The organism is Halosegnis rubeus, from assembly GCF_009184545.1.
In the GTDB taxonomy this organism is placed as follows: Archaea; Halobacteriota; Halobacteria; order Halobacteriales; family Haloarculaceae; genus Halosegnis; species Halosegnis rubeus.
Map to the genome: position 1 here is coordinate 251,126 of NZ_QJOW01000004.1, position 19,656 is coordinate 270,781.

21 protein-coding genes and 2 tRNA genes are annotated in these 19,656 nt (G+C 65.2%); 15 read left to right on the plus strand and 8 right to left on the minus strand.

Going from position 1 to position 19,656, the window contains the following annotated elements; genetic code table 11:
* Positions 1–60: 60 nt before the first annotated feature.
* The 3 genes from DMP03_RS11020 (at position 61) to udk (ending at position 4,850) form a co-directional block, all read left to right on the plus strand.
* Positions 61–2,241 (plus strand): OB-fold nucleic acid binding domain-containing protein, encoded by a 2,181-nt coding sequence (locus DMP03_RS11020; protein WP_152120713.1) that lies wholly within the window; start codon positions 61–63, stop codon positions 2,239–2,241.
* Between the two features lie 83 nt (positions 2,242–2,324).
* Positions 2,325–3,962, plus strand: coding sequence for a tRNA uridine(34) 5-carboxymethylaminomethyl modification radical SAM/GNAT enzyme Elp3 (locus tag DMP03_RS11025; protein ID WP_152120714.1), 1,638 nt, complete (start codon positions 2,325–2,327; stop codon positions 3,960–3,962).
* A 258-nt stretch (positions 3,963–4,220) separates the two neighbouring features.
* Positions 4,221–4,850, plus strand: a complete 630-nt coding sequence (gene udk, locus DMP03_RS11030; RefSeq protein WP_152120715.1) for a uridine kinase — start codon at positions 4,221–4,223, stop codon at positions 4,848–4,850.
* Here the strand turns inward: udk and DMP03_RS11035 are convergent.
* Entirely contained in the window at positions 4,847–5,161 is a 315-nt protein-coding gene (locus DMP03_RS11035; protein WP_152120716.1) for a DUF5785 family protein, read from the minus strand. The two genes, udk and DMP03_RS11035, sit on opposite strands and share 4 nt — an antisense overlap.
* A 91-nt stretch (positions 5,162–5,252) precedes the next feature.
* Between DMP03_RS11035 and DMP03_RS11040 the strand changes: the two genes are divergently transcribed.
* On the plus strand, positions 5,253–5,993 hold the full coding sequence (locus DMP03_RS11040; protein ID WP_152120717.1) for a competence/damage-inducible protein A: 741 nt from the start codon (positions 5,253–5,255) through the stop codon (positions 5,991–5,993).
* 119 nt (positions 5,994–6,112) lie between these two features.
* On the opposite strand, the gene DMP03_RS11045 is transcribed toward DMP03_RS11040, so the two are convergent.
* Both DMP03_RS11045 and DMP03_RS11050 read right to left on the minus strand, forming a co-directional pair.
* Positions 6,113–6,196: transfer RNA gene (locus DMP03_RS11045), tRNA-Ser, on the minus strand.
* Positions 6,197–6,236: 40 nt separating this feature from the next.
* The gene (locus DMP03_RS11050) at positions 6,237–6,980 is read right to left on the minus strand and encodes a hypothetical protein (protein WP_152120718.1); all 744 of its coding nucleotides are present in this window, start codon (positions 6,978–6,980) and stop codon (positions 6,237–6,239) included.
* Between the two features lie 62 nt (positions 6,981–7,042).
* Between DMP03_RS11050 and DMP03_RS11055 the strand changes: the two genes are divergently transcribed.
* Entirely contained in the window at positions 7,043–7,252 is a 210-nt protein-coding gene (locus DMP03_RS11055; protein ID WP_152120719.1) for a hypothetical protein, read from the plus strand.
* A 6-nt stretch (positions 7,253–7,258) separates the two neighbouring features.
* On the opposite strand, the gene aroC is transcribed toward DMP03_RS11055, so the two are convergent.
* Both aroC and aroA read right to left on the minus strand, forming a co-directional pair.
* Positions 7,259–8,482 carry a chorismate synthase gene (gene aroC, locus DMP03_RS11060; protein ID WP_152120720.1) on the minus strand — a complete coding sequence of 408 codons (1,224 nt, stop codon included), beginning with the start codon at positions 8,480–8,482 and terminating at the stop codon, positions 7,259–7,261.
* Between the two features lie 166 nt (positions 8,483–8,648).
* Complete coding sequence (aroA, locus tag DMP03_RS11065) at positions 8,649–9,932, minus strand: 3-phosphoshikimate 1-carboxyvinyltransferase (protein ID WP_152120721.1); 1,284 nt, start codon at positions 9,930–9,932, stop codon at positions 8,649–8,651.
* Between the two features lie 89 nt (positions 9,933–10,021).
* On the opposite strand from aroA, the gene DMP03_RS11070 reads away from it, so the two are divergent.
* The 8 genes from DMP03_RS11070 (at position 10,022) to DMP03_RS11105 (ending at position 17,320) form a co-directional block, all read left to right on the plus strand.
* Complete coding sequence (locus tag DMP03_RS11070; protein ID WP_152120722.1) at positions 10,022–11,194, plus strand: M24 family metallopeptidase; 1,173 nt, start codon at positions 10,022–10,024, stop codon at positions 11,192–11,194.
* A gap of 40 nt (positions 11,195–11,234) precedes the next feature.
* On the plus strand, positions 11,235–11,951 hold the full coding sequence (locus DMP03_RS11075; RefSeq protein WP_152120723.1) for an NAD(P)-binding domain-containing protein: 717 nt from the start codon (positions 11,235–11,237) through the stop codon (positions 11,949–11,951).
* Entirely contained in the window at positions 11,948–13,339 is a 1,392-nt protein-coding gene (locus DMP03_RS11080; protein ID WP_152120724.1) for a small ribosomal subunit Rsm22 family protein, read from the plus strand. The genes DMP03_RS11075 and DMP03_RS11080 overlap by 4 nt, the downstream gene beginning before the upstream one ends.
* Before the next feature lie 37 nt (positions 13,340–13,376).
* Positions 13,377–14,159 carry a 5'/3'-nucleotidase SurE gene (gene surE, locus DMP03_RS11085; protein ID WP_152120725.1) on the plus strand — a complete coding sequence of 261 codons (783 nt, stop codon included), beginning with the start codon at positions 13,377–13,379 and terminating at the stop codon, positions 14,157–14,159.
* Between the two features lie 48 nt (positions 14,160–14,207).
* Complete coding sequence (locus DMP03_RS11090; protein ID WP_152120726.1) at positions 14,208–14,885, plus strand: carbonic anhydrase; 678 nt, start codon at positions 14,208–14,210, stop codon at positions 14,883–14,885.
* 9 nt (positions 14,886–14,894) lie between these two features.
* Positions 14,895–15,185 carry a hypothetical protein gene (locus DMP03_RS11095; protein ID WP_197739328.1) on the plus strand — a complete coding sequence of 97 codons (291 nt, stop codon included), beginning with the start codon at positions 14,895–14,897 and terminating at the stop codon, positions 15,183–15,185.
* A 676-nt stretch (positions 15,186–15,861) separates the two neighbouring features.
* Positions 15,862–16,761 (plus strand): acyltransferase, encoded by a 900-nt coding sequence (locus DMP03_RS11100; protein ID WP_152120727.1) that lies wholly within the window; start codon positions 15,862–15,864, stop codon positions 16,759–16,761.
* Between the two features lie 43 nt (positions 16,762–16,804).
* Positions 16,805–17,320 carry a PAS domain-containing protein gene (locus DMP03_RS11105; RefSeq protein WP_152120728.1) on the plus strand — a complete coding sequence of 172 codons (516 nt, stop codon included), beginning with the start codon at positions 16,805–16,807 and terminating at the stop codon, positions 17,318–17,320.
* Between the two features lie 311 nt (positions 17,321–17,631).
* On the opposite strand, the gene DMP03_RS11110 is transcribed toward DMP03_RS11105, so the two are convergent.
* On the minus strand, positions 17,632–18,192 hold the full coding sequence (locus DMP03_RS11110) for a DoxX family protein (protein ID WP_058365957.1): 561 nt from the start codon (positions 18,190–18,192) through the stop codon (positions 17,632–17,634).
* A 114-nt stretch (positions 18,193–18,306) separates the two neighbouring features.
* Here DMP03_RS11110 and DMP03_RS11115 point away from each other — a divergent pair, with 114 nt between their 5' ends.
* Entirely contained in the window at positions 18,307–18,516 is a 210-nt protein-coding gene (locus DMP03_RS11115) for an ArsR/SmtB family transcription factor (protein WP_225870762.1), read from the plus strand.
* Positions 18,517–18,593: 77 nt separating this feature from the next.
* Here the strand turns inward: DMP03_RS11115 and DMP03_RS11120 are convergent.
* A tRNA-Leu gene (locus DMP03_RS11120) sits at positions 18,594–18,678 on the minus strand.
* Between the two features lie 33 nt (positions 18,679–18,711).
* Complete coding sequence (locus DMP03_RS11125) at positions 18,712–19,230, minus strand: MOSC domain-containing protein (protein WP_152120729.1); 519 nt, start codon at positions 19,228–19,230, stop codon at positions 18,712–18,714.
* Positions 19,231–19,302: 72 nt separating this feature from the next.
* Between DMP03_RS11125 and DMP03_RS11130 the strand changes: the two genes are divergently transcribed.
* Positions 19,303–19,653 (plus strand): hypothetical protein, encoded by a 351-nt coding sequence (locus tag DMP03_RS11130; RefSeq protein WP_152120730.1) that lies wholly within the window; start codon positions 19,303–19,305, stop codon positions 19,651–19,653.
* Positions 19,654–19,656 lie beyond the last annotated feature (3 nt).

Genomic DNA, 19,656 nt, shown 5'->3' on the forward strand with positions numbered 1-19,656 from the left:
GGAGCCGAGAGACGCGCGGATTCCGACAACAGTTTTACCCCCCGACCACACTACCCGATAATGGGAACCTGTATTGTCTGCGGCACGTCGACTGACGGGCCGATCTGTGACACCCACCAAGAGGACGTACTGTTCGATTTCCGCGGCGATAGCGCGAACCAACTCACCGAGGGCCGTTTCTACCGCGGTGTCGTCGACGGCTACGCCGACTTCGGCGTCTTCGTCGACCTCTCACCCCGCGTGACCGGGCTGCTCCACCGCTCGAAGCTCGACAAGCGGCTCGAATCCCTCGACTGGGAGCCGGGCGACACCGTCTGCGTGCAGGTGACGAACGTGCGCGACAACGGCGACGTAGACCTTGGCTGGTCCATTCGCCAGACCGACCGCGAGTTCCGCGGTACGCTCGTCGACGAACCGGAGGGCGACCGCCTCGAAGACGAACAAGAAGCGGAGGCTGATTCGGGAAACGCGAGTGAGGCAACCGAGCCGGCGGAGACGCAGCAAGAATCGCGCGTCGCCACCGACGCGGACGCGGAGGTTGCCGCCGACCCCGACGACGTGAGCGAGACGCCGGACGAAGACGAAGAAGCCGAGCCGGAACCGGAGACGGCATCCGAACCATCCGACGGCGACTCCGAGTCGGAGCCTGTCACCGCCGAGACCGACGAATCGACGGAACCGGCAGGGCCGGCGGAGCCGAACGACGGCGGTACCGTGCAGGTCGAAGCCGAACGGGAACAAGAGATGGAGACGACAACCGACGAGCACGCCCGCGTCGCCGTCGACGCGCTGCGTGAACACGTCGGCTCCGACGTGCGACTCGAGGGGGAAGTCGTCTCCGTACGCCAGACCTCCGGACCGACGGTGTTCGAACTCGGCGACGAGTCGGGCGTCGTCGACTGTGCCGCCTTCGTCGAGGCCGGCGTCCGCGCCTACCCGGACATCGAGACGGGCGACATCGTCCGACTCAACGGCGAGGTGCGCGTCCGCCGCGACGAGCTACAGGTCGAGACCGAAGGACTCGTCGAACTCGAAGGCGAGGAGGAGGAGACGGTCGAGTCGCGGATGCAGGAGGCGCTCGACGCCGAGGCCTCTCCGGATGCGTTCGAACCGCTCGCCGACGACGAGACCATCGTCGCCGCGACGGACGACATCGAGTCGGTAGCGACCGCGATTCGCCGCGCCGTCTTCGCCTCGCGACCGGTCGTCGTGCGCCACGCCGCCACGACGGACGGCTACGTGGCCGGAGCAGCAATCGAGCGCGCCGTCCTGCCACTCGTGCGCGAGGAACACGCCAGCTCCGACGCGGCCTACCACTACTTCGACCGCCGCCCGCTCGAAGAGGGGAGCTACGGGATGGCCGACGCGACGAAAGACACCAGCCGCATGCTGGACAATCAGGAGCGCCACGACGAGAAGCTCCCGCTGTTCGTCTTCGCCGCGGCCGGCTCCACCGAGGACTCCCTCGACGGGCTGGAGATGCTCGACATCTACGGCGTCGAGTCGGTCGTCGTCGACTCGCTTTCGACCGCAGCCCGGACGGACGAACTCGCGACCGCGACGGCAAGTGTCACCGACCGAACCGCCTGCACCGTCGGGGCGAACGTCGCCGCCGCCGTCAACGAGGACGTGCGTTCGGACCTCGGTCACCTGCCCGCCGTGACATTCTGGGAGGACACCCCCGACGCGTACGCCGACCTCGCGTCCGAGGCCGGTATCGACGCCGAGGCAGCCCGCCAGCTGCGCGAGGCCATCGCGCTGGAGGCGTTCTACCAGAGCTACGAGGACAAGCGCGAGCTCATCATCGACCTGCTGTTCGACCAGGAGGTCGGACTCGCGGCGAACGTCTCCGAGCAGTTCACGGAGAAGCTGGACGCAGAGCTGACGACCGCAGAGGAGAACATCGAGACACGGACCATCGGCGACACCGAGGTGTCCGTCCTCGACATGGACGCGTACACCCACCGGTACGACTTCCCGCCGAAGTTCCTCCTACTCGATACCCTCCACCGCCGCCACCGCGACGACACGCCGGTCGTCGTCGGCTACGGCAAGGATGAACTGTACGTCCGCGCGACGAACGCTGTCGACCTGACCGAGGTCGCCGACGCAGCCGCCGAGGCTGTCGGCGACGCCGGCATCGACGTGACGGCGCTGCGGGTCGGCAAGCTCTCATTCCTCTCGGGTCGCCGCGAGGACAGCGTCGACGCAGTGCTCGACGCGGTCGTCGACCAACTGTAATCTCCGGCTGATTTTCGGCTTTCGCGCTCCGTTCTGCTCACAGAACCGTGTGACACTTGCCGGTGGGTGGCCAAGCGAGGGTAATGAGTACCGAGGCGGAACCGTTCGAGCAGGTGTGTCGCCACCTCGCCGAGCGCGTGCTCGCGGGTGAACTGGAGAAAGACGACATCGAGAGCGCAAAGCTCGACGCCTGCTCGAAGTTCGGCGCAGAGTCCGTGCCGAAACACGCGGATATACTCGACGCTGCACCCGACGGAAAGCGCGAGGACCTCGAAGCCGTCCTCCAGCGCAAGCCCGTCCGCACCGCGTCGGGCGTTTCTCCGGTGGCCGTGATGACCTCTCCACACACCTGCCCGCACGGGAAGTGTCTCTACTGTCCGGGCGGGCCGGCCTCCGAGTTTGACTCCTCACAGAGCTACACCGGCCACGAGCCGGCGGCGGCCCGCGGCGTCCAGAACGACTACGACCCGTACGGGATGGTGACGCTCCGATTGAACCAGCTTCGGCAAATCGGCCACCCCGTCGACAAGGTGGAACTCATCGTGATGGGCGGGACGATGACCGCCCGGAGCCACGACTACCAGGAGTGGTTCGTGAAGCGGTGTCTGGAGGCGATGAACGAGTTCGACCCGACGGCGGAGCCGAACCCCTCCGAGACCGAGTCGTTCGCCCAAGACAACTACCCGTTCCGGTATCTGGAGGACGTGATTGCGGAAAACGAGACGGCCGCCGTCCGCAACATCGGGACGACGTTCGAGACCAAACCCGACTGGTGTGACCCCGAGCAGATCGACCGGATGCTCGATTTGGGCGGCACGAAGGTGGAGGTCGGAGTGCAGACGACCTACGAGCGCGTCAACCGCGAGATGCACCGCGGCCACGGCGTGCAGGCGAGTATCGACGCCAACCGCCGGCTCCGCGACGCCGGCTTCAAAGTCGGCTTCCACATGATGCCCGGCCAGCCCGGCATGTCGAAGGAGATGTGTCTGGAGGACTTTCGGCGCATCTTCGAACACGCCGACTGGAAGCCGGACTACCTGAAGATCTACCCGACGCTCGTCGTCCGCGACACCCTCACCTACGACATGTGGCGACGCGGCGAGTACGAGCCGTTGACGAACGACGAGGCCGCCGAACTCGTCGCAGAAATCAAGTCGATGGTCCCCCGATACACTCGGCTCCAGCGCGTCCAGCGTGACATTCCAGCAGACCACATCGACGCCGGCGTCTGGAAGTCGAATCTCCGCCAGCTCGCGTGGAAGGAGATGGACAAACACGGCTGGGAGTGTGAGTGTATCCGGTGTCGGGAGGCCGGCATGAACGACGAGACGCCCGAGAACATCGAGCTTCGCGTCCAGACGTACAAGGCCGGCGGCGGCACGGAACACTTCATCTCCATCGAGGACTTCGAGAAGGACCTCCTCGTGGGATTCTGTCGACTCCGGTTCCCGAACGACCCCGTTCGTCGCGAGCTACAGGACGGTGCGATCGTCCGTGAACTCCACGTCTACGGCAGCGAGGTCGGGGTCGGTAAATCTGAGAGCGACGACACCCACCAGCACAGCGGCTACGGGAAGCAGTTGCTCGCTCGCGCCGAGAAACTGGCTCGCGATGCCGGCTACGAGAAACTGTCTGTAATCTCTGGGATTGGTGTCCGTCAGTACTACCGTGAGAAGCTTGGCTACTATCAGGACGGTCCGTACGTCAGTATCCGACTCTGAACGTCTCGGTTCGTTCGTCTGGATGGCTCGATGGCTCCGATTGTTCCGGTTGCTCTGACTGCTCTGTTACTTCCAGCTTGAAACCCCGGACGTGTCGCGGTCGCTGTGCTGTACCCTGGGCCAAGCAATCAGAGCCGTATCGGTGCTGTCGTCGCTCGTGGACCGGTCAAACACTCCCCAAACACAGACCACTCGGTGAGCCAGACAGAGAACAGCGGAATCCACACGCTCATGGCGACCAACACAGAATACGGGACAATGCCAGTGCCGTCACTCGTCATCGGAATCGCCGGGGGGACCGGCGCGGGAAAGACGACCATCGCCCACGAAATCACGTCTGGGGTCGACTCCGTCACGCTCGTCCCGCTCGACAACTACTACGCCGACCGGTCGGACACGCCGATGACCGAACGCGAACAGATCAACTACGACCACCCCGACGCCTTCGACTGGAAGCTCCTCCGCGAGCATCTGCTCGCGCTGTGTGAGGGGCGAACCATCGAGATGCCCGAGTACGACTTCTCGATTCACAACCGCACCGACGAGACGACGACGGTCGACCCCGGCGACGTGGTGATGGTCGAGGGAATCTTGACGCTGCACGACGAGCAGGTCTGCGAGCTACTGGATATCAATCTCTACGTCGAAACCGACGCAGACGTGCGCATCATCCGGCGCATCCGGCGTGACGTTATCGAGCGCGGGCGGGAACTCGACGGCGTCATCTCACAGTATCTCTCGACGGTGAAGCCGATGCACGAGCAGTTCGTCGAGCCGATCAAGAAGGAAGCCGACCTCATCATCCCCGAGGGGGCGAACGACACGGCAGTCGGGTTGCTTCGCGAGCAGGTACACGGCGTCGTCGATGGCGACGAACGACCCTTCTAGGCGGTCTGGTCTTCGCCGACGAACGGGTTGTACTTCCAGTGGGGGGAGTCGCGCAGCCCCCGCCCGATGCACTTGTGGAAATGGAGGAGGTCGTCGAAGCTGTCCTCCTCGACGTACTCGAACACGTCGGAAAGCGAGACGACGGTCTCGTGATCCATCCGGACCGGGTCCTCGCCGTACTCCTCGACGAACTCTGCCTTCTTGAGCGGGAACGACTCGTCTTCGTCGATTTTCTTGACGATGACGGCGTGTCCGAACTTTCGCATCCCTTCGCTTCCCTTCTCCCCGTCGGGGTCGTGCGGCCAGTCCATACCGAAAGTGGGGCCAGCGGTCGCAAAAGCGTTTTCGTCCACCCCGGCGCGGGGAGAGACTCCTTTTGTCGCTCCCACTGCGAAGGTGGGTATGGACGTAGCCCTACTCACTGTCGGCGACGAGATTCTCGCCGGCGACACGACGAACACGAACGCCGCGTGGCTCGCAAACGAGATCACGACACGCGGCGCGATCGTCCGACGCATCCTCACCGTTCCCGACGACCACGACACCATCGCGCGCTGGACCCGACGCTTCCGCGAGGAGTACGACGCCGTCGTCGTCACCGGTGGTCTCGGCGGCACTCCCGACGACGTGACGATGGTCGCCGTCGCGGACGGACTCTCTCGCGAGCGGGAGTTGTTCGAGGACGTGCGCGACGGGCTGCTCGCCAAGAGCGAGGCGTTCCGCGACGCCAACCCCGACCTCGCCAGCGAGTACGAGTTCGACATGGACTTCGAGGACAGCGCCTCACTCCCGTCAGGTGCGCGCCCGCTCGTCACCGACGCCGGCTGGGCACCGGGCTGTGCCGTCGACGGCGTCTATGTCCTCCCCGGCATCCCGGACGAGATGAAGGCGATGTTCGAACTCGTAGCCGACGAGTTCGACGGGGACACCGACTCCCGGACGCTGTACACCCCGACCCCGGAGGGCGCGATGGGTGACGTGCTTACCGAGGTACGAGAGGAGTTCGACACCGAAGTCGGGAGCTACCCGGCCGACCCGGACACCCCGAACCGGCTGAAGGTCGTCGGCGAAGACGAGAGAGAGATCGAGCGGACGATCGCGTGGCTGCGCGAGCGCGTCGAGACGGTTCCGGAGCCGGAGTAGAAAACGGTGGGACTGGGGATTTGAACCGAGCCGAGACGGTCCTGCTCGCGATGCTGTGCGGGCTGCGACTCGTCGGCTTCAAATCGCCAGTTCACTCTTTGTCAACACGCGCGAGAGAACGGTGGGACTGGGATTTGAACCCAGGAATCCGTGAGGATACCGGTTTTCAAGACCGGCGCAATAGGCCGCTCTGCCATCCCACCACACTCGCCGGTACCCGACGAGGGGGTTTCGACCTTTCGGTTAGCCGTCTAGCTGGAGGTCGCCGTCGGCATCGGCGAACAGGCCGACCTCGTCGAGCCACGCGGCGGTCGACTCGGGGACGCGGCTACCCGCGCGCTGGCGCGTTCGAATCGTCGTGACCGCGTTCGCGAGGTCGGTGGCCGTCTCCACGACCGGGAGATACGCGAGGAAATCCACGTTGTTGCCCATATCGAGCGTGCGGTCGGTGAGCGACTCGACGGCAGGGTGGGCGTAGGCGTCCTGAAAGTCGATTTCTTCGCGGAAGGCGGCGTAGTACACTCGACCGTCGGTCGTCGGCCCGAGGACGGTTTCAGTGGTGCGAATCTTCATCGCGGCGGCGTCCACCTGCTGGCGGGCGGTGAAGACGGCTTCGGGCGTGAGAACTCCGACCGACTGCACCTCCTCGGCGTCGAGCAGGTGGCTCGCGGTGTTGCCCGCGCGCCCGGCGAACGTCTCGCCGACCTGTCGCTCGAATCGGGCGTCGTCCACGACCGACGAGACGACCTCGCGAATCTCGGTCTCGGCGGTTCCCTCGCCGCGGCGGTGTGACTCGGGGAGCGACTCGTCGGGCCGGAAGTTCACGAGCAGGTCGCCACCGCTTGTCGTAATCGTCCGAACCACGTCGCGTGTCATCGCGGCATAGAGGTCTCCACACTGCTCGGGCGACAGTGGCGTCGTCTCGGCGATATCGGGCAAGACGAGGTCCGGCCGGGGCGGGTCGACGAGGACGGCGATAGTTGTCATACCAGCACGAGACGCGGCGTCACCTTGAGCTTTTTATTTCGGGGGCGACGATACGGTGTACGATGAAAGGAGAACGCCCACTCATTGCACTACTGGGGGCCGGCATCGTCGTCCTCGTCGTCGGCTCGCTCACCGTCCTCGCCCGCAACACGCTCGGAATCTATCCGACGCAGGCCGGTGCCGTCGTCGGACTGCTCATCCTGTCGCTGCTCGTCGGTTCCGCCCTCGGCATGAAAGGTCGCGAGTGGCTCCGCAACCCGGGCTACTGGTAACTCGCGTTACTCGTCGACTGACTCCGCGCTCGTCGCGGCGTCGTCCGGGTCGGCCTGGGGTGACGACGGGTGATACGCCGTCTCGTACTCCCCCGGTTGGTTGTCTAGTCGGTCGGGATTGATGCGCCCGCCGAGTAGCATGAAATCAAGCACCGTACAGTAGAGCATCGCCTCCACGACCGGGACCGCACGCGGCGGCAGCGACGGGTCGTGCCGGCCGACGACCTGTGCGTCCTTTTCCTCGCCGCTCTCCCAGTCCACGGTGCGCTGTTCTTTCGGAATCGAGGTCGGGGCGTGCCAGGTCGCCTCGCCGTAGATCGGCTCGCCGGTCGTGATACCGCCCTGTAGCCCGCCGTGGTCGTTTCCGACCGGGACCGGGTCACCCTCCTCGCTCACCACGTCGTCGCGGCTTCCGTCGTCGAACTCCCAGTCCTCGTTGCGGTCGCTCCCGCGCACGCTCGCGGTCTCTTTCCCCTGTCCGTACTCGACGGCCGCCGTCGCTGGAATCGAGAACATCGCCTGCCCGAGCCGCGCCGGGAACGAATCGAACCGCGGCGCACCGAGCCCGCGTGGCACTCCGCGCGCCTCGAAGTAGATGGAGCCGCCGATGGAATCGCCTTCCTGTTGATAGCGGTCGATTGCCTCGCGCATCTCCTCGGCGGTTTCGGAGTCTGCACACCGAACCTCGTTCTCCTCGCTGTGTTCGAGAATCTGCTCGAAGCTCACCTCCGGGGCCTCGATGTCGCCGATGCGGTTGACGTGGGCCTTGATCTCGACATCGTACTCCGACTGGGCTAAGACGGCCTTCGCGACCGCACCAGCAGCGACCCAGTTCACCGTTTCACGCGCTGAAGAGCGACCGCCGCCGCCCCAGTTGCGCGTGCCGAACTTCGAGGAGTAAGTGTAGTCGCCGTGGCTCGGGCGAGGTGCCGTCACGAACGGCTCGTACTTCCCGGAGCGGGCGTCCTTGTTCTGGATGACCATCCCGATTGGCGTACCCGTCGTGTACCCCTCCAGCGTCCCTGAGTTGATGGTGACCTCGTCCGGCTCGCCGCGCGAGGTGGTAATCATCGACTGGCCGGGTTTCCGGCGGTCGAGGTCTTCCTGAATCTGCTCTTCGTCGAGTTCGACGCCGGCAGGACAGCCGGAGACGGTCACACCCATCGCGTCTCCGTGGCTCTCGCCGTACGTCACGAACTGGAAGAGCCGGCCGAAGCGATTGCCGTTCATTACCACGCAGTCGGGCGTGCGCCCATTTGAAGCTTACAATAGAGGCGAGCGTTCAAGTATCAATCCGAGCCCACCGTCCCCATGCGCTGGTGAACTGCCCCGGCCGACCGAGGCGGGTGCGTGACGACTCGGCCGAGACTCGCGACCGTCACCTGTTTGCCCCTCGCTACTCGCGAACGTTGACGCCAAGCGACTGCAGCGTCTCGAAGTAGCCCGGAAACGAGACGTCGACGTGGTCGCTCCCCTCGATGGTCACCGGTCCAGCGACAAGCCCAACGAGCGACAGCGCCATGATGATGCGGTGGTCGTCGTGGCCGGCGACCGTACCGCCGGTCAGAGACGACTCGCCGCCGTGAACCGTGAGCACGTCCCGTTGTTCCCCGACGACAGCACCAAGTGCCGAGAGTTCGTTCGCCATGGCGCTCACGCGGTCCGTCTCCTTGTAGCGGACGTGCTCGCAGTTCACGATGCTCGTCGTTCCATCGGCAACCGCGCCCAGCACCGCAATCGTCGGCAGCAGGTCGGGCGTGTCGCCCACATCGACCTCGATGCCAGACAGCGAGGACTGCTCGACGCGAATCTCGCCCGCGTCGCGGTCCCAATCGAGCGTCGCGCCCATCTCGTCAAGAATCGAGACGATAGCCGAATCGCCCTGCGCGCTCGGCTCGGCTCCCTCGACGAGCAGAGCGTCCTCGCCGGCCGCTAGTGCACCGGCCGCGAGCAGATACGACATCGACGAGAAGTCTCCCGGCACGGCGTACGTCCCCTCGTCGGCCACGTACTGCTGGCCGCCGGGCACACGGAAGCCGTCGTCCGTCGAGTGCGTCTCGATGCCGAACGCGTCGAGCAGCTCCAGCGTTATCTCGACGTACGGTGCGGACTTCAGCTCCGTCGTCAGCTCGATGTCGATGCCCTTCTCGGTCACTGCGCCGGCCATCAACAGCGCGGTGATATACTGGGACGACACGTCGCCGGGCATCGCGACCGCGCCGCCGTCGACATCTCCACCGACGACGAGCGGAGCCTGCCCGTTTGCACGCGTCGACTCCGCGCGACCGCCGAGGTCACCTATCGCATCGAGCAGTGGGCCTTGCGGCCGCGACCGGAGCGAGCCGTCTCCCGTGAGGACTGTCAGCCCGCCGGCGAGTGCAGCGGTGGCCGTCGTCAGCCGCATCGTCGTTCCGGAGTTCGCACAGTCGATGACATCGTCGGGAACCGCAGGGCGACCGCCGAATCCCTCGACTGCGACCCGCGTCTCATCGCGCGTGACCGTCCCGCCGTACGCCTCGACCACCCGCGCCGTCGCGCGGGTGTCGGCAGAGTCGAGCGGGTTCCTGACGGTCGTCTCGCCCGCGTAGCCGGCTGCCAGTATCGCGCGGTGTGTGTAACTCTTCGACGGCGGCGCGCGGACGACCCCGCCGACCGTGGACGGGTGAATCGTGCGTTGCATACTCCGTCTCGCTCGGGCGTGCTAATCAGCCTGCCGGCCACCAGCCGGCGGGCGGTAGGCATTTGCCTCGGGGCGTCCGACTCCGGAACATGGACCCCGACTTCGCACAACTCGACAAGTACCTCGACGAGCACGACCTCGACGGCTACCTCGTCGTGGCGGACGAAAGCGACGCCAATCAGCGGTATCTCTCGGGCTTTACAGCCCCAGACCCGTTCACGACGCTGTACGACGGCGAGGTACATCTCCTCGTCAGCTCGCTCGAATACGGCCGCGCAGAGCGCGAGGCACGCGCCGCGACCGTCGAACGCACCGCAGATTACGACTACCGCGCGAAGGTGCAGGAACACGGCGCGTCGGAAGCCGGCCACCGCATCCGAACCGAGTTCTGTAAGACCTACGACGTTGACTCCGTCGCCACGCCCTCCGACTTCCCCGTCGGGCTTGCCGACGGCCTGCGCGGGCAGGGCGTCTCGGTCGCCCCCGACGAGGACGACGTGATACAGGAGATTCGCGCGGTCAAACACGAGGAAGAACTGGAGTATATGCGGACGGCTCAGCGCGCGAACGAGCGGGCGATGGAGACCGCAGAGCAGCTCATCGCCGACGCCGACGTTGCCGACGACGGAACGCTCGTCTACGAGGGCGAGACGCTCACCAGCGAGCGCGTAACCGAGGAAATCGAGGTGTCGCTCATCCGCGAGGGCCACGCGCTCGACACGACAATCGTCGCGTGCGGTGCCGACGCAGCCGACCCGCACGACCGCGGCTCCGGCCCGCTCCGCGCGAACGAGTCAATCGTCATCGACATCTTCCCGCGTTCGAAATCCACCGGCTACTACGCCGACATGACCCGAACCTTCGTGAAGGGTGAGCCGTCCGAGACCATCCGCGAGTGGTACGATATCACGCAGGAGGCGAAAGAAGCCGCCCTCGACACGCTTGAGGCCGGCGTGTCCGGCAGCGACGTGCACGACGCCGTCTGTGACGTGTATCAGGAACACGACATTCCGACGCTCCGTGACGACCCCGAAACGAGTACGGGCTTCATCCACACGACCGGCCACGGCGTCGGGCTCGATATCCACGAGTTCCCGCGCGTCTCCACGACGGAGAACGAACTCGAAGCCGGGATGGTCGTCACCATCGAGCCGGGCGTCTACGACCCGGAGTTCGGCGGCGTCCGCATCGAGGACATCGTCATCGTCCGCGAGGACGGCCACGAGAACTACACCGAGTACGAGGAGCAACTCGTCCTGTAGCGAACGAACGGCTTTTGCGCCGCTCGGCGCAACCGCGTGTATGAACGTTCTCGTCGTCGGAGCCGGGGCGATGGGTCGGTGGCTCGCGGAGCGACTCGCCGCGACACACACCGTCGCCGTCACCGACACCGACACCGACCGCGCCGCCGCCGTCGCCGCCGACCTCGGACTCGACACTGACACCGGCGGCTCGTACGACCTCGTCGCCTTCGCCGTCCCGATGTCAGCGATCGAGCCGGCGGCCCGCGAACACGCCGGCCGCGCCGACGCCGTCATCGACGTGACCGGCGAGATGCGCGATACGCTCGCCGCGTTGCGCGACGCCTTCCCCGATGCGGCGCGCGTCTCGACGCACCCGCTGTTCGCGCCCGACAACGAGCCCGGCACCATTGCCGTCGTCGAGGACGCACCCGATGACCGGACGACGGCAGCCCTCGACGTGCTCACGGCTGCGGGCAACGACATCTACGAGACGACCGCGAGCGAACACGACGAGGCGATGGAGACGGTACAGGCGAAGACTCACGCCGCCGTCCTCGCCTTCGCGCTCGCTGGCGACGAGGTGCCAGAGCCGTTTCACACCCCGATTTCCGGACCGCTCTCGGACCTCTCAGACGCCGTCACGACCGGCGACCCGACCGTCTACGCCGAGATTCAACGCCGGTTCGACGGAGCCGAAGCAATCGCTGCCGCGGCCGAGCGCGTCGCCTCCGATCCCGACTCGCTCGCTGACCTGTTCTCGGAGGAGGCAGAATGACCGACAAACGCCAGTCCGTCCGGGACAACGCCCGGTATCTCCGTGAGGTGCGCCCCATCGACCCCGAGGAGATCTGGGAGTACGTCGACGGCCAACCACATCCGGCAGTCATCCGTCAGATTCTCCGCGAATCGACCGTCGAACTCGGGATTCGCGAGCGCGACGACGGCACCTTCGTTCCCGTCGAGGAGCAACCGATTTCGGCCACCTTCGCCGGCGTCGACTCGTTCCCGTTCGAGTACGGGACCGTCCTCGAAGAGCTACTCGTGGAGGCGTACGGTCGCGGTTGGCCCGACGGCGAGAGCGGCGACTCGCTACGGGAGACGATTCGCGGCATGAAAGCGGAGTACTTCGCCGGGAGTCCCGTCGAGTACGACCGCGAAACCGCACTCGCGTACGCGCTGTATCACCTCCCCGATAACTACGCGGTCGTCCAGTACGTGCTCTCGCGGCTCGCCGAGGCCGACCTGTTCTCGACGCGGCTCCGCATCCTCGATGTGGGCGCTGGCGTCGGTGGTCCGATGCTCGGCGTTCACGACCTCCTTCCTGAGGACGCGCTCGTCGAGTACCAGGCCGTCGAGCCGTCCGCCGCGGCCGACGTCTTCGAGCGCTTCGCCGAGGAGACGCACACCGGCTTCGAGCCGACCCTCCACCGCGAGACAGCCGAGGAGTTCTCTCCGGAAGGTGAGTTCGATATCCTCCTGTTCGCGAACGTGCTCTCAGAGCTTTCCGACCCGGATGCCGTCGCCGGTCGGTACATGGAGTCGGTCGCGCCCGACGGCTCGCTCGTCGGCATTGCGCCGGCCGACCGCGAGACCGCCATCGGACTGCGCCAGACCGAACGCGCGCTCGAACGCGACGGCTACAGCGTCTGGGGCCCGCAGGTCAGACTCTGGGAGAACGCCCGCCCGACCGACCGCGGCTGGAGCTTCGACGTGCGCCCGGACCTCGACGTGCCGGCGTTCCAGCAGGCGCTCGACGCCGCGGCCGGCCGAGAGGGCGAGTTCGTCAACGCCGACGTTCAGTACGCCTTCTCCGTGGTCCGCCACGACGACGAACGGATGGTGGATATCGCGCTCGATACGGGACGGTTCGCGCGCTTCAGCGACAGCGAATCTCACGTCTCCAACCGCGTCGACTGTGTCGCGCTCAAACTCTCACACGACCTGAGCGACGGCGGCAACCCGCTCTACAAGGTGAGCGACGGCTCGGAGTCGACGGACCACTACGCCGTCCTCACGCGGGAGTCGATGCTGAACACCGACCTCTCTCGCGCCGACTACGGCGACCCGCTCGTCTTCGAGAACGCGCTCCTGTTGTGGAACGACGACGAGGAGTCGTACAACCTGGTCGTCGACGACGAGACGGTCGTCGACCGCGCCGGATAGTCGGGTACCCTTTTCCGTTCGGCCCCGAACGACCGGCATGGACGTACTCCTCACGAACGACGACGGCATCGACGCGGCCGGACTCGGGGTCCTGTATCGGACGCTTGACGCGATGGACGACGTGACCGTCACGGCCGTCGCCCCCGTCGATGATCAGTCTGCTGTCGGGCGTGCGCTCAACCACGAGGTCGATATCCAGACCCACGAGTACGGCTACGCCGTCGACGGGACGCCGACCGACTGCGTGGTCGCGGCGCTTGGCGCACTCGGCATTGACCCGGACATCGTCGTCTCCGGCTGTAATCGCGGCGCGAACCTCGGCGAGTACGTGCTCGGGCGCTCGGGCACGGTCTCTGCGGCCGTGGAGGCAGCCTTCTTCGACGTGCCCGCGATTGCCGTCTCGCTGTACGTCCCTCTCTCGGAGGACTTCGTCTTCGCGGAGACCGAGACGCCCGCGAGCGCCTACGCGCTCGCCGCCAACACGACCGAGTACCTCGTCGCCAACGGTCTCGACTCGGGCGTCTTCGAACACGCCGATTACCTCAACGTGAACTGCCCGGTCGCGGAGCAGGCCCCCGCCGAGATGGTCGTCACACGCCCGAGTCACACCTACGACATGGACGCCGAACGCGACGGCGACACCATCCACATCAAAGACCGCATCTGGAAGCGCATGGCAGACGGCGACATCCCCGACCCGGAGGGGACTGACCGCCGTACCGTCGTCGACGGAAAAGTGTCTGTCTCCCCGCTTACTGCTCCCCATACGACCGAGTTTCACCCCGGTCTCGATGCGCTGGCCGCGGAATTCGGCGGCTAATATTACTGATTCTTGCAGAGCCAACTACACCCCTGTCGTAGCGCCCGTATGGATACGCTCGCCTCGCTACTCGCTGGGAACCGCGACCACGCGAAACGGCTCTCCGACTCCTTCGACCACCTACAGGAGGGCCAACAGCCGGACGCCGTCACCGTCTGTTGTTCCGACTCGCGCGTGCTCCAGGCCGATGCCTTCGGCACTGACCAGCCGGGGGAGGTCTTCACCGTCGGCAACATCGGGAATCGCGTCGTACAGGTCCGCGACGACGCGACCGTCGTCTCGGGTGACGTACTCTACCCGCTCGTCCACACCGACACGAAGACCGCCGTCGTCCTCGGACACACCGGCTGTGGGGCCGTCACCGCGACGTACGACGCCCTCACGGGTGACATGACCGAGCCGCCGGGAATCGAACACTGCATCGACCTGCTCGCTCCTCGACTGGCGGACGGTGTCGAACTACTCCCCCACGATCTCGACCGCGCGGCGGCCATCGACCGACTCGTCGAGTACAACGTCGACGCGCAGATCTCGGCACTTTCGGACAGCCCGCACGTCCCCGACGACGTAACTCTTGCCGGCTGCGTCTACGACTTCCAAGACCGCTACGGCGGCGACCGCGGTGAGATCCACGTCATCAACGTCGACGGCGAGCGCGACCCCGAGACCCTTCGCGAGACACACCCCGAAATTGCGTCCCGCGTGAGCCGATACTGGAGCTACTGAGTGATCACGTTGTCAACACACATTACCGGTGGCTCGACAAGACGCACACTCCTCCTCGGAGGCGCGGCGCTCGCGTCCGCGCTCGCGGGCTGTTCCGCGAACGGAGACCCCGGACGGCTCGATCTCACGGTCAGCAACGAGACCGACGCCCCGGTGGACGCACGGGTGACCGTCACCGGACCGGACGGCGAATCCTACGAGAACGAGATGGACCGAATTGACTCCGGCGTCTCTCGCGCATTCGAGGTCGTCGTCGGCGCGAGCGGTCGCCACGAACTCACGGTCGCGGGCGACGACTGAACGGGGTCGCTCGCGTGGAACGCCGACGATTGTCTGTTGTACGACGGGCAGGTCCGAGTCACCGAGACGGCAGTTGAGACTGCCGGTGCGTGTGTCGACTCACGATAGGGAGATTGCTGTTCCGCGCCCGAACACCAGCACTCGAATGCGTTGTTGTGTCCGTCTCCACTAGCTCTCGTCCCGGCGTCGGGTCGGCGGTAGTTCCTCACGTGCCACGGTAGCTACTGCCGTGAGTGGGTGTGTATTACCGTCACATACGCGTGGAGTTAGGCGAACGACTGCACCGCTCGTCGGTGTTGGGAAAGACGGGGTAGGAGAGACAGCGGCACACCCACGTGGAAACCACGTAGGCTGAAAGGTGGCTGTCCAACCGTGCCGTCCACCTACTGTTCGTTCACGACGCGGTAAAACCCCTCCGACACCCAACTGTACGAGCCAGTCACCTGCTACCCACGGTGTCTCCCACCGGAGCGCTCGGGAGATGTGTGCCAGCACAGCCTGAGATTAACTAGACGTTCACTCATATAGTGGCCACAAATTAATACATATCAAAGGATTATTGCCAAAGCACTTATCGGATATTACCCATAGCAGAGTATATGAAAGCGTATGTCCGAATAGTGGGCTGGACTGGGTCACGAACTGACGCCGTAGCGACCGTAGGAGGTAACGTCGCATGACGAAGCGACACGTCGAGGTGCCGCCCGCGGTGCAGGCGACAATCGACGAAACCGTCGAGTACGTCGACCGACGGCTCTCTGAGGGGGACACCGCCGCGGCCGTCGGAGAGATTCTCGCCGACTTGTACGACGACACGGAGACGTACGAGCGGTATCGCTCCGGCGAGTCGCTCCCGCCGATGACGCGAATGCGCGTCGAGAGCTACAACCCCGAACACGCGCTCATCGAGACGGAACGCTGGGCAGAACAGGAGCTGTCGGCGCTCCAGGAGGCGAAGTGTCTCCGTTATCTCTGGAACGGCTTCGATCAGTCGCCGCTGGCGAACAACCTCGCGTTCGCTCTCCCCTTTCGGCAAGTACTCGCCGACCACCTCTTTGCCGAGGCCGGCGACGGTCTCCGACTCTTCGGCGGTATCAAGATTCAGTGCGGCCACAACATCGAGATGGGCGACAACGCCGTCATCCACAACAACGTGTTGCTCGACGACCGCGGCAAACTCACTATCGGCGACCGCGTCTCCGTCGCCGACGAGGCGCACATCCACACCCACAACCACGACACCGTCGACCAGACGGACGTGACGAACTACGAGACGATTTTGGCCGACGACGTGCGACTCGGCTACGGGGCCATGATAACGGCCGGCTGTCGTATCGGCGAGAACGCGATGGTCGGCTCCGGTTCGACGACGCTCGGTGACGTGTCCGCCCACCACATCGCCACCGGCACGCCGGCAAAGAGCGTGAAGATCAAGCCCGGCTGGGAGCCCGTCGCCGAGGAGGTCGGTCCCCTCACCGACAACCGGGAGCAGCGCGCCCTGCCCAGTGAGTATCCCGACTCGCTGGAGGAGTTCGACGAGTTCGGTCGCACGCTCTCACCCCCCGGCGAGAGCTGACGACATCGGCAATCCCTTTCTCGTCGCCCACCAATTCGTGGTGATGGTCGACCGAACGGCGCTCCGTGAGCTACTCACCAGCGAGCCGGCGGCCTTCGCCGCCGGCGCGGCGGAATACGTGGGGTCGGTCGAACCGTACGAATCGTTCGACCCCGACGCGGTCCCCGTCCCGACGGACGAACTTCTCGACCGTGAGCGGCGACTGCTCTGGAAGGCGCGGGTGCTCGAAGACGCCCGCTTCGGCGTGGTGTTGTCGGGGGCCGCCTACGAGGACAATCCAATCATCTACGCGAACCGGTACTTCCGTGACCTCTCTGGCCACGACCTCGATTGGCTCGTCGGGGAGAATCCCCGGTTCCTCCAGGGACCGGACACCGAATCCGACTCGGTGACGCGACTCCACGAGGCACTCCGGACGTGGGAACCGGCCACCGTCGACCTGTGGAACTACCGGCGCGACGGCGAGCAATTCCGGAACCGCGTGTCTCTCGTGCCGATTCCCGACGCTGCCGGTACCGTCACCCACTGGTTCGGGATTCAGGAACGGCTGGACCGGTGAAGGAACCTTCCCCGGTATCTGGTATTCGGTACCAAACATTTATTATTCGGTGCTCGGTGCCTCCGGCAGATGGTACAAGATGGGTCGGGCGTCCAACTCGGTGTACCTCGATCTTGACCGGTTCAGAATCGGCTGTGACATCCTCCTCGCCGTAATGCGATGCTTCCCACGCATAGGCAATGGTTGATACGGAGCGGTATCCAGAAGTTTGTTTCCCGACTGGGCGAGGAACCCATCACGTGAACTCGTAGTTACCAGAACGCAACAACAAACCCGAGAATGTTAACGGAAAATAACAACAAACCGCCGGTTCACCCGAGGATGTATTCGAGGGCGGGGTAACGCTCGACGAGCGTCTCACCGCCGACGTCGTAGTTCTCGATGTACTGGTCGAGGCCCAGGATGCGGCCCGCAGCGAACGCGGCGACCGCGAGGAACACGAGCATATACGCGAAGTCCCCGTTGATGAACCCGTGGCCCATGTCCCAGTTGCCGAAGTAGAACATGAGCATCATGAGCGCGCCGAAGAACGCCGCGAGGCGAACGAACGCGCCGACGAGCAGGCCGAGGCCGATGAACAGCTCGCCCCACGGGACGGCGACGTTCGCGAACTCGACGAACCACGGCGTGCTCCCCATCCATGCGAACATGCCCGCGAGCGGGTTGCCGTTCGTCGCGGCGACGTTCGACAAGTAGCCGCCGGCGGCGAACTCGCCGGTGATCTTTGTGAACCCGGAGTACGCGAACGCGTAGCCCATCATGAGACGGAGCGCGAGCACAAACCACGCACTGAGACTGTGAACTTTCCCGCCGACGGTCAGGCCGCCGACTCTGCTCTCGAGCTGATTCATGCCGGAGTCGAGTGTGGACATAGTTATTGCACCTTCAGCTATCAGTACGGAGGCAGAGACGATATAACGGCGAGCCGGCGTTCTGAGTCAGAAAATCGGGGGGCTATATGATGCTCCTGTCGTGAGTATGGACGTGTGACTGAGGAGGCCGACCCGTCGGACATCTTCGCTACGCTCGACGACGAGTACGCCCGCGACATCCTCGTGGCGACGAAGACCGACCGAATGTCTGCGAAGGAACTCAGCGAGGAATGCGATATGTCGCGTCCGACCGTCTCGCGCCGTGTCACTCGCCTCGTCGAGCAGGGTCTCCTCGTTTTGATGCTGCGCAAGGGGTCGATTTGAATGGCACAGCGTTCGTTTTCCTTGGCTGTCATGCTTGTATGCACAAGCAAAACCACGGGACTGCGTGAGGATCGTAGTGCGCGGGACCGGATTTGAACCGGCGGACCCCTACGGGACAGCGTCCTAAGCGCTGCGCCGTTGGCCTAGCTTGGCTACCCACGCGCATTCCGAAATCCGCCGACGCGAACCAAGAAGCTAACGTTGTGACTCGCGGTCGCGAATCGCCGCCGCCAACCCCTCCCCGTCGAAGGAGGTGTCTTCGAGATACTCGACGCCGTCGCCGACGCGGAACGGTCCCGGTTCGACCACGTCCGCACAGATGCCCCCGCGCTCGCGGAGCGCGTCCATCAGCCCGTCGAGCTCGGCGACCTCCTCGACGTGGCGACACGGCGGGCGCGGGCGCGTCCCCTCGAACACCGCCTGGCCGACGCGAAAGCGCGCCGCCAGCAGGTCACCGAGATCCACGCCGCGGGTGACGACGTTTCGGCGGTGTTGGCCGTCCGAGAGGTCGAGACCGGCTTCCTCGCGGATACGGTCGAGCGCCTCGCCCGCGACGAAGGTTACCTCACACACGTCGAACGGGGAGTAGTAGCCCGTTCCACGTTGATACCGGTCGCCGGCCAGTCCACCGTCGACTGCCTCGATTCCCTCGACGGGTTCCATCGGCGCGCTCTCTTCGGCTGTCGTCCAGATCTGCGTGACGCGTCCGGCCATGTGACGACTCGGGGCGCGAAAGAGAAAGCAGTAGCCCCGAAGACACTTGTCGATGGTCACACAGACACCGATATGCCCTCCCGACGTTCGGTGCTGGCGACGACAGCGGCGGCGGTCGCGGCCACGGGTGGCTGTCTCTACGACCACCCCGACCCGACGCCGACTCCGAACTGCGCCCACGCGAGCGTGGTTCCGCTCCGAATCGAGCGACGCGGGACGCCACCAGACGACGGGGCGTACGCCGTCGTTGAACTCACCGTTGACGAGCTTCCGGCCCCCGCGCTCATCGCGGAGCTACAGACCTGTGACGGCAACGAGCGGGAGCGATACGCGGTTACAGAAACTGGAACGCGGCGCATCGAGTTCGGCCCGTACGATTGTATCGACGGCATCAGTCTCCACTTTGACGGGTGCGAGGATTGAAGC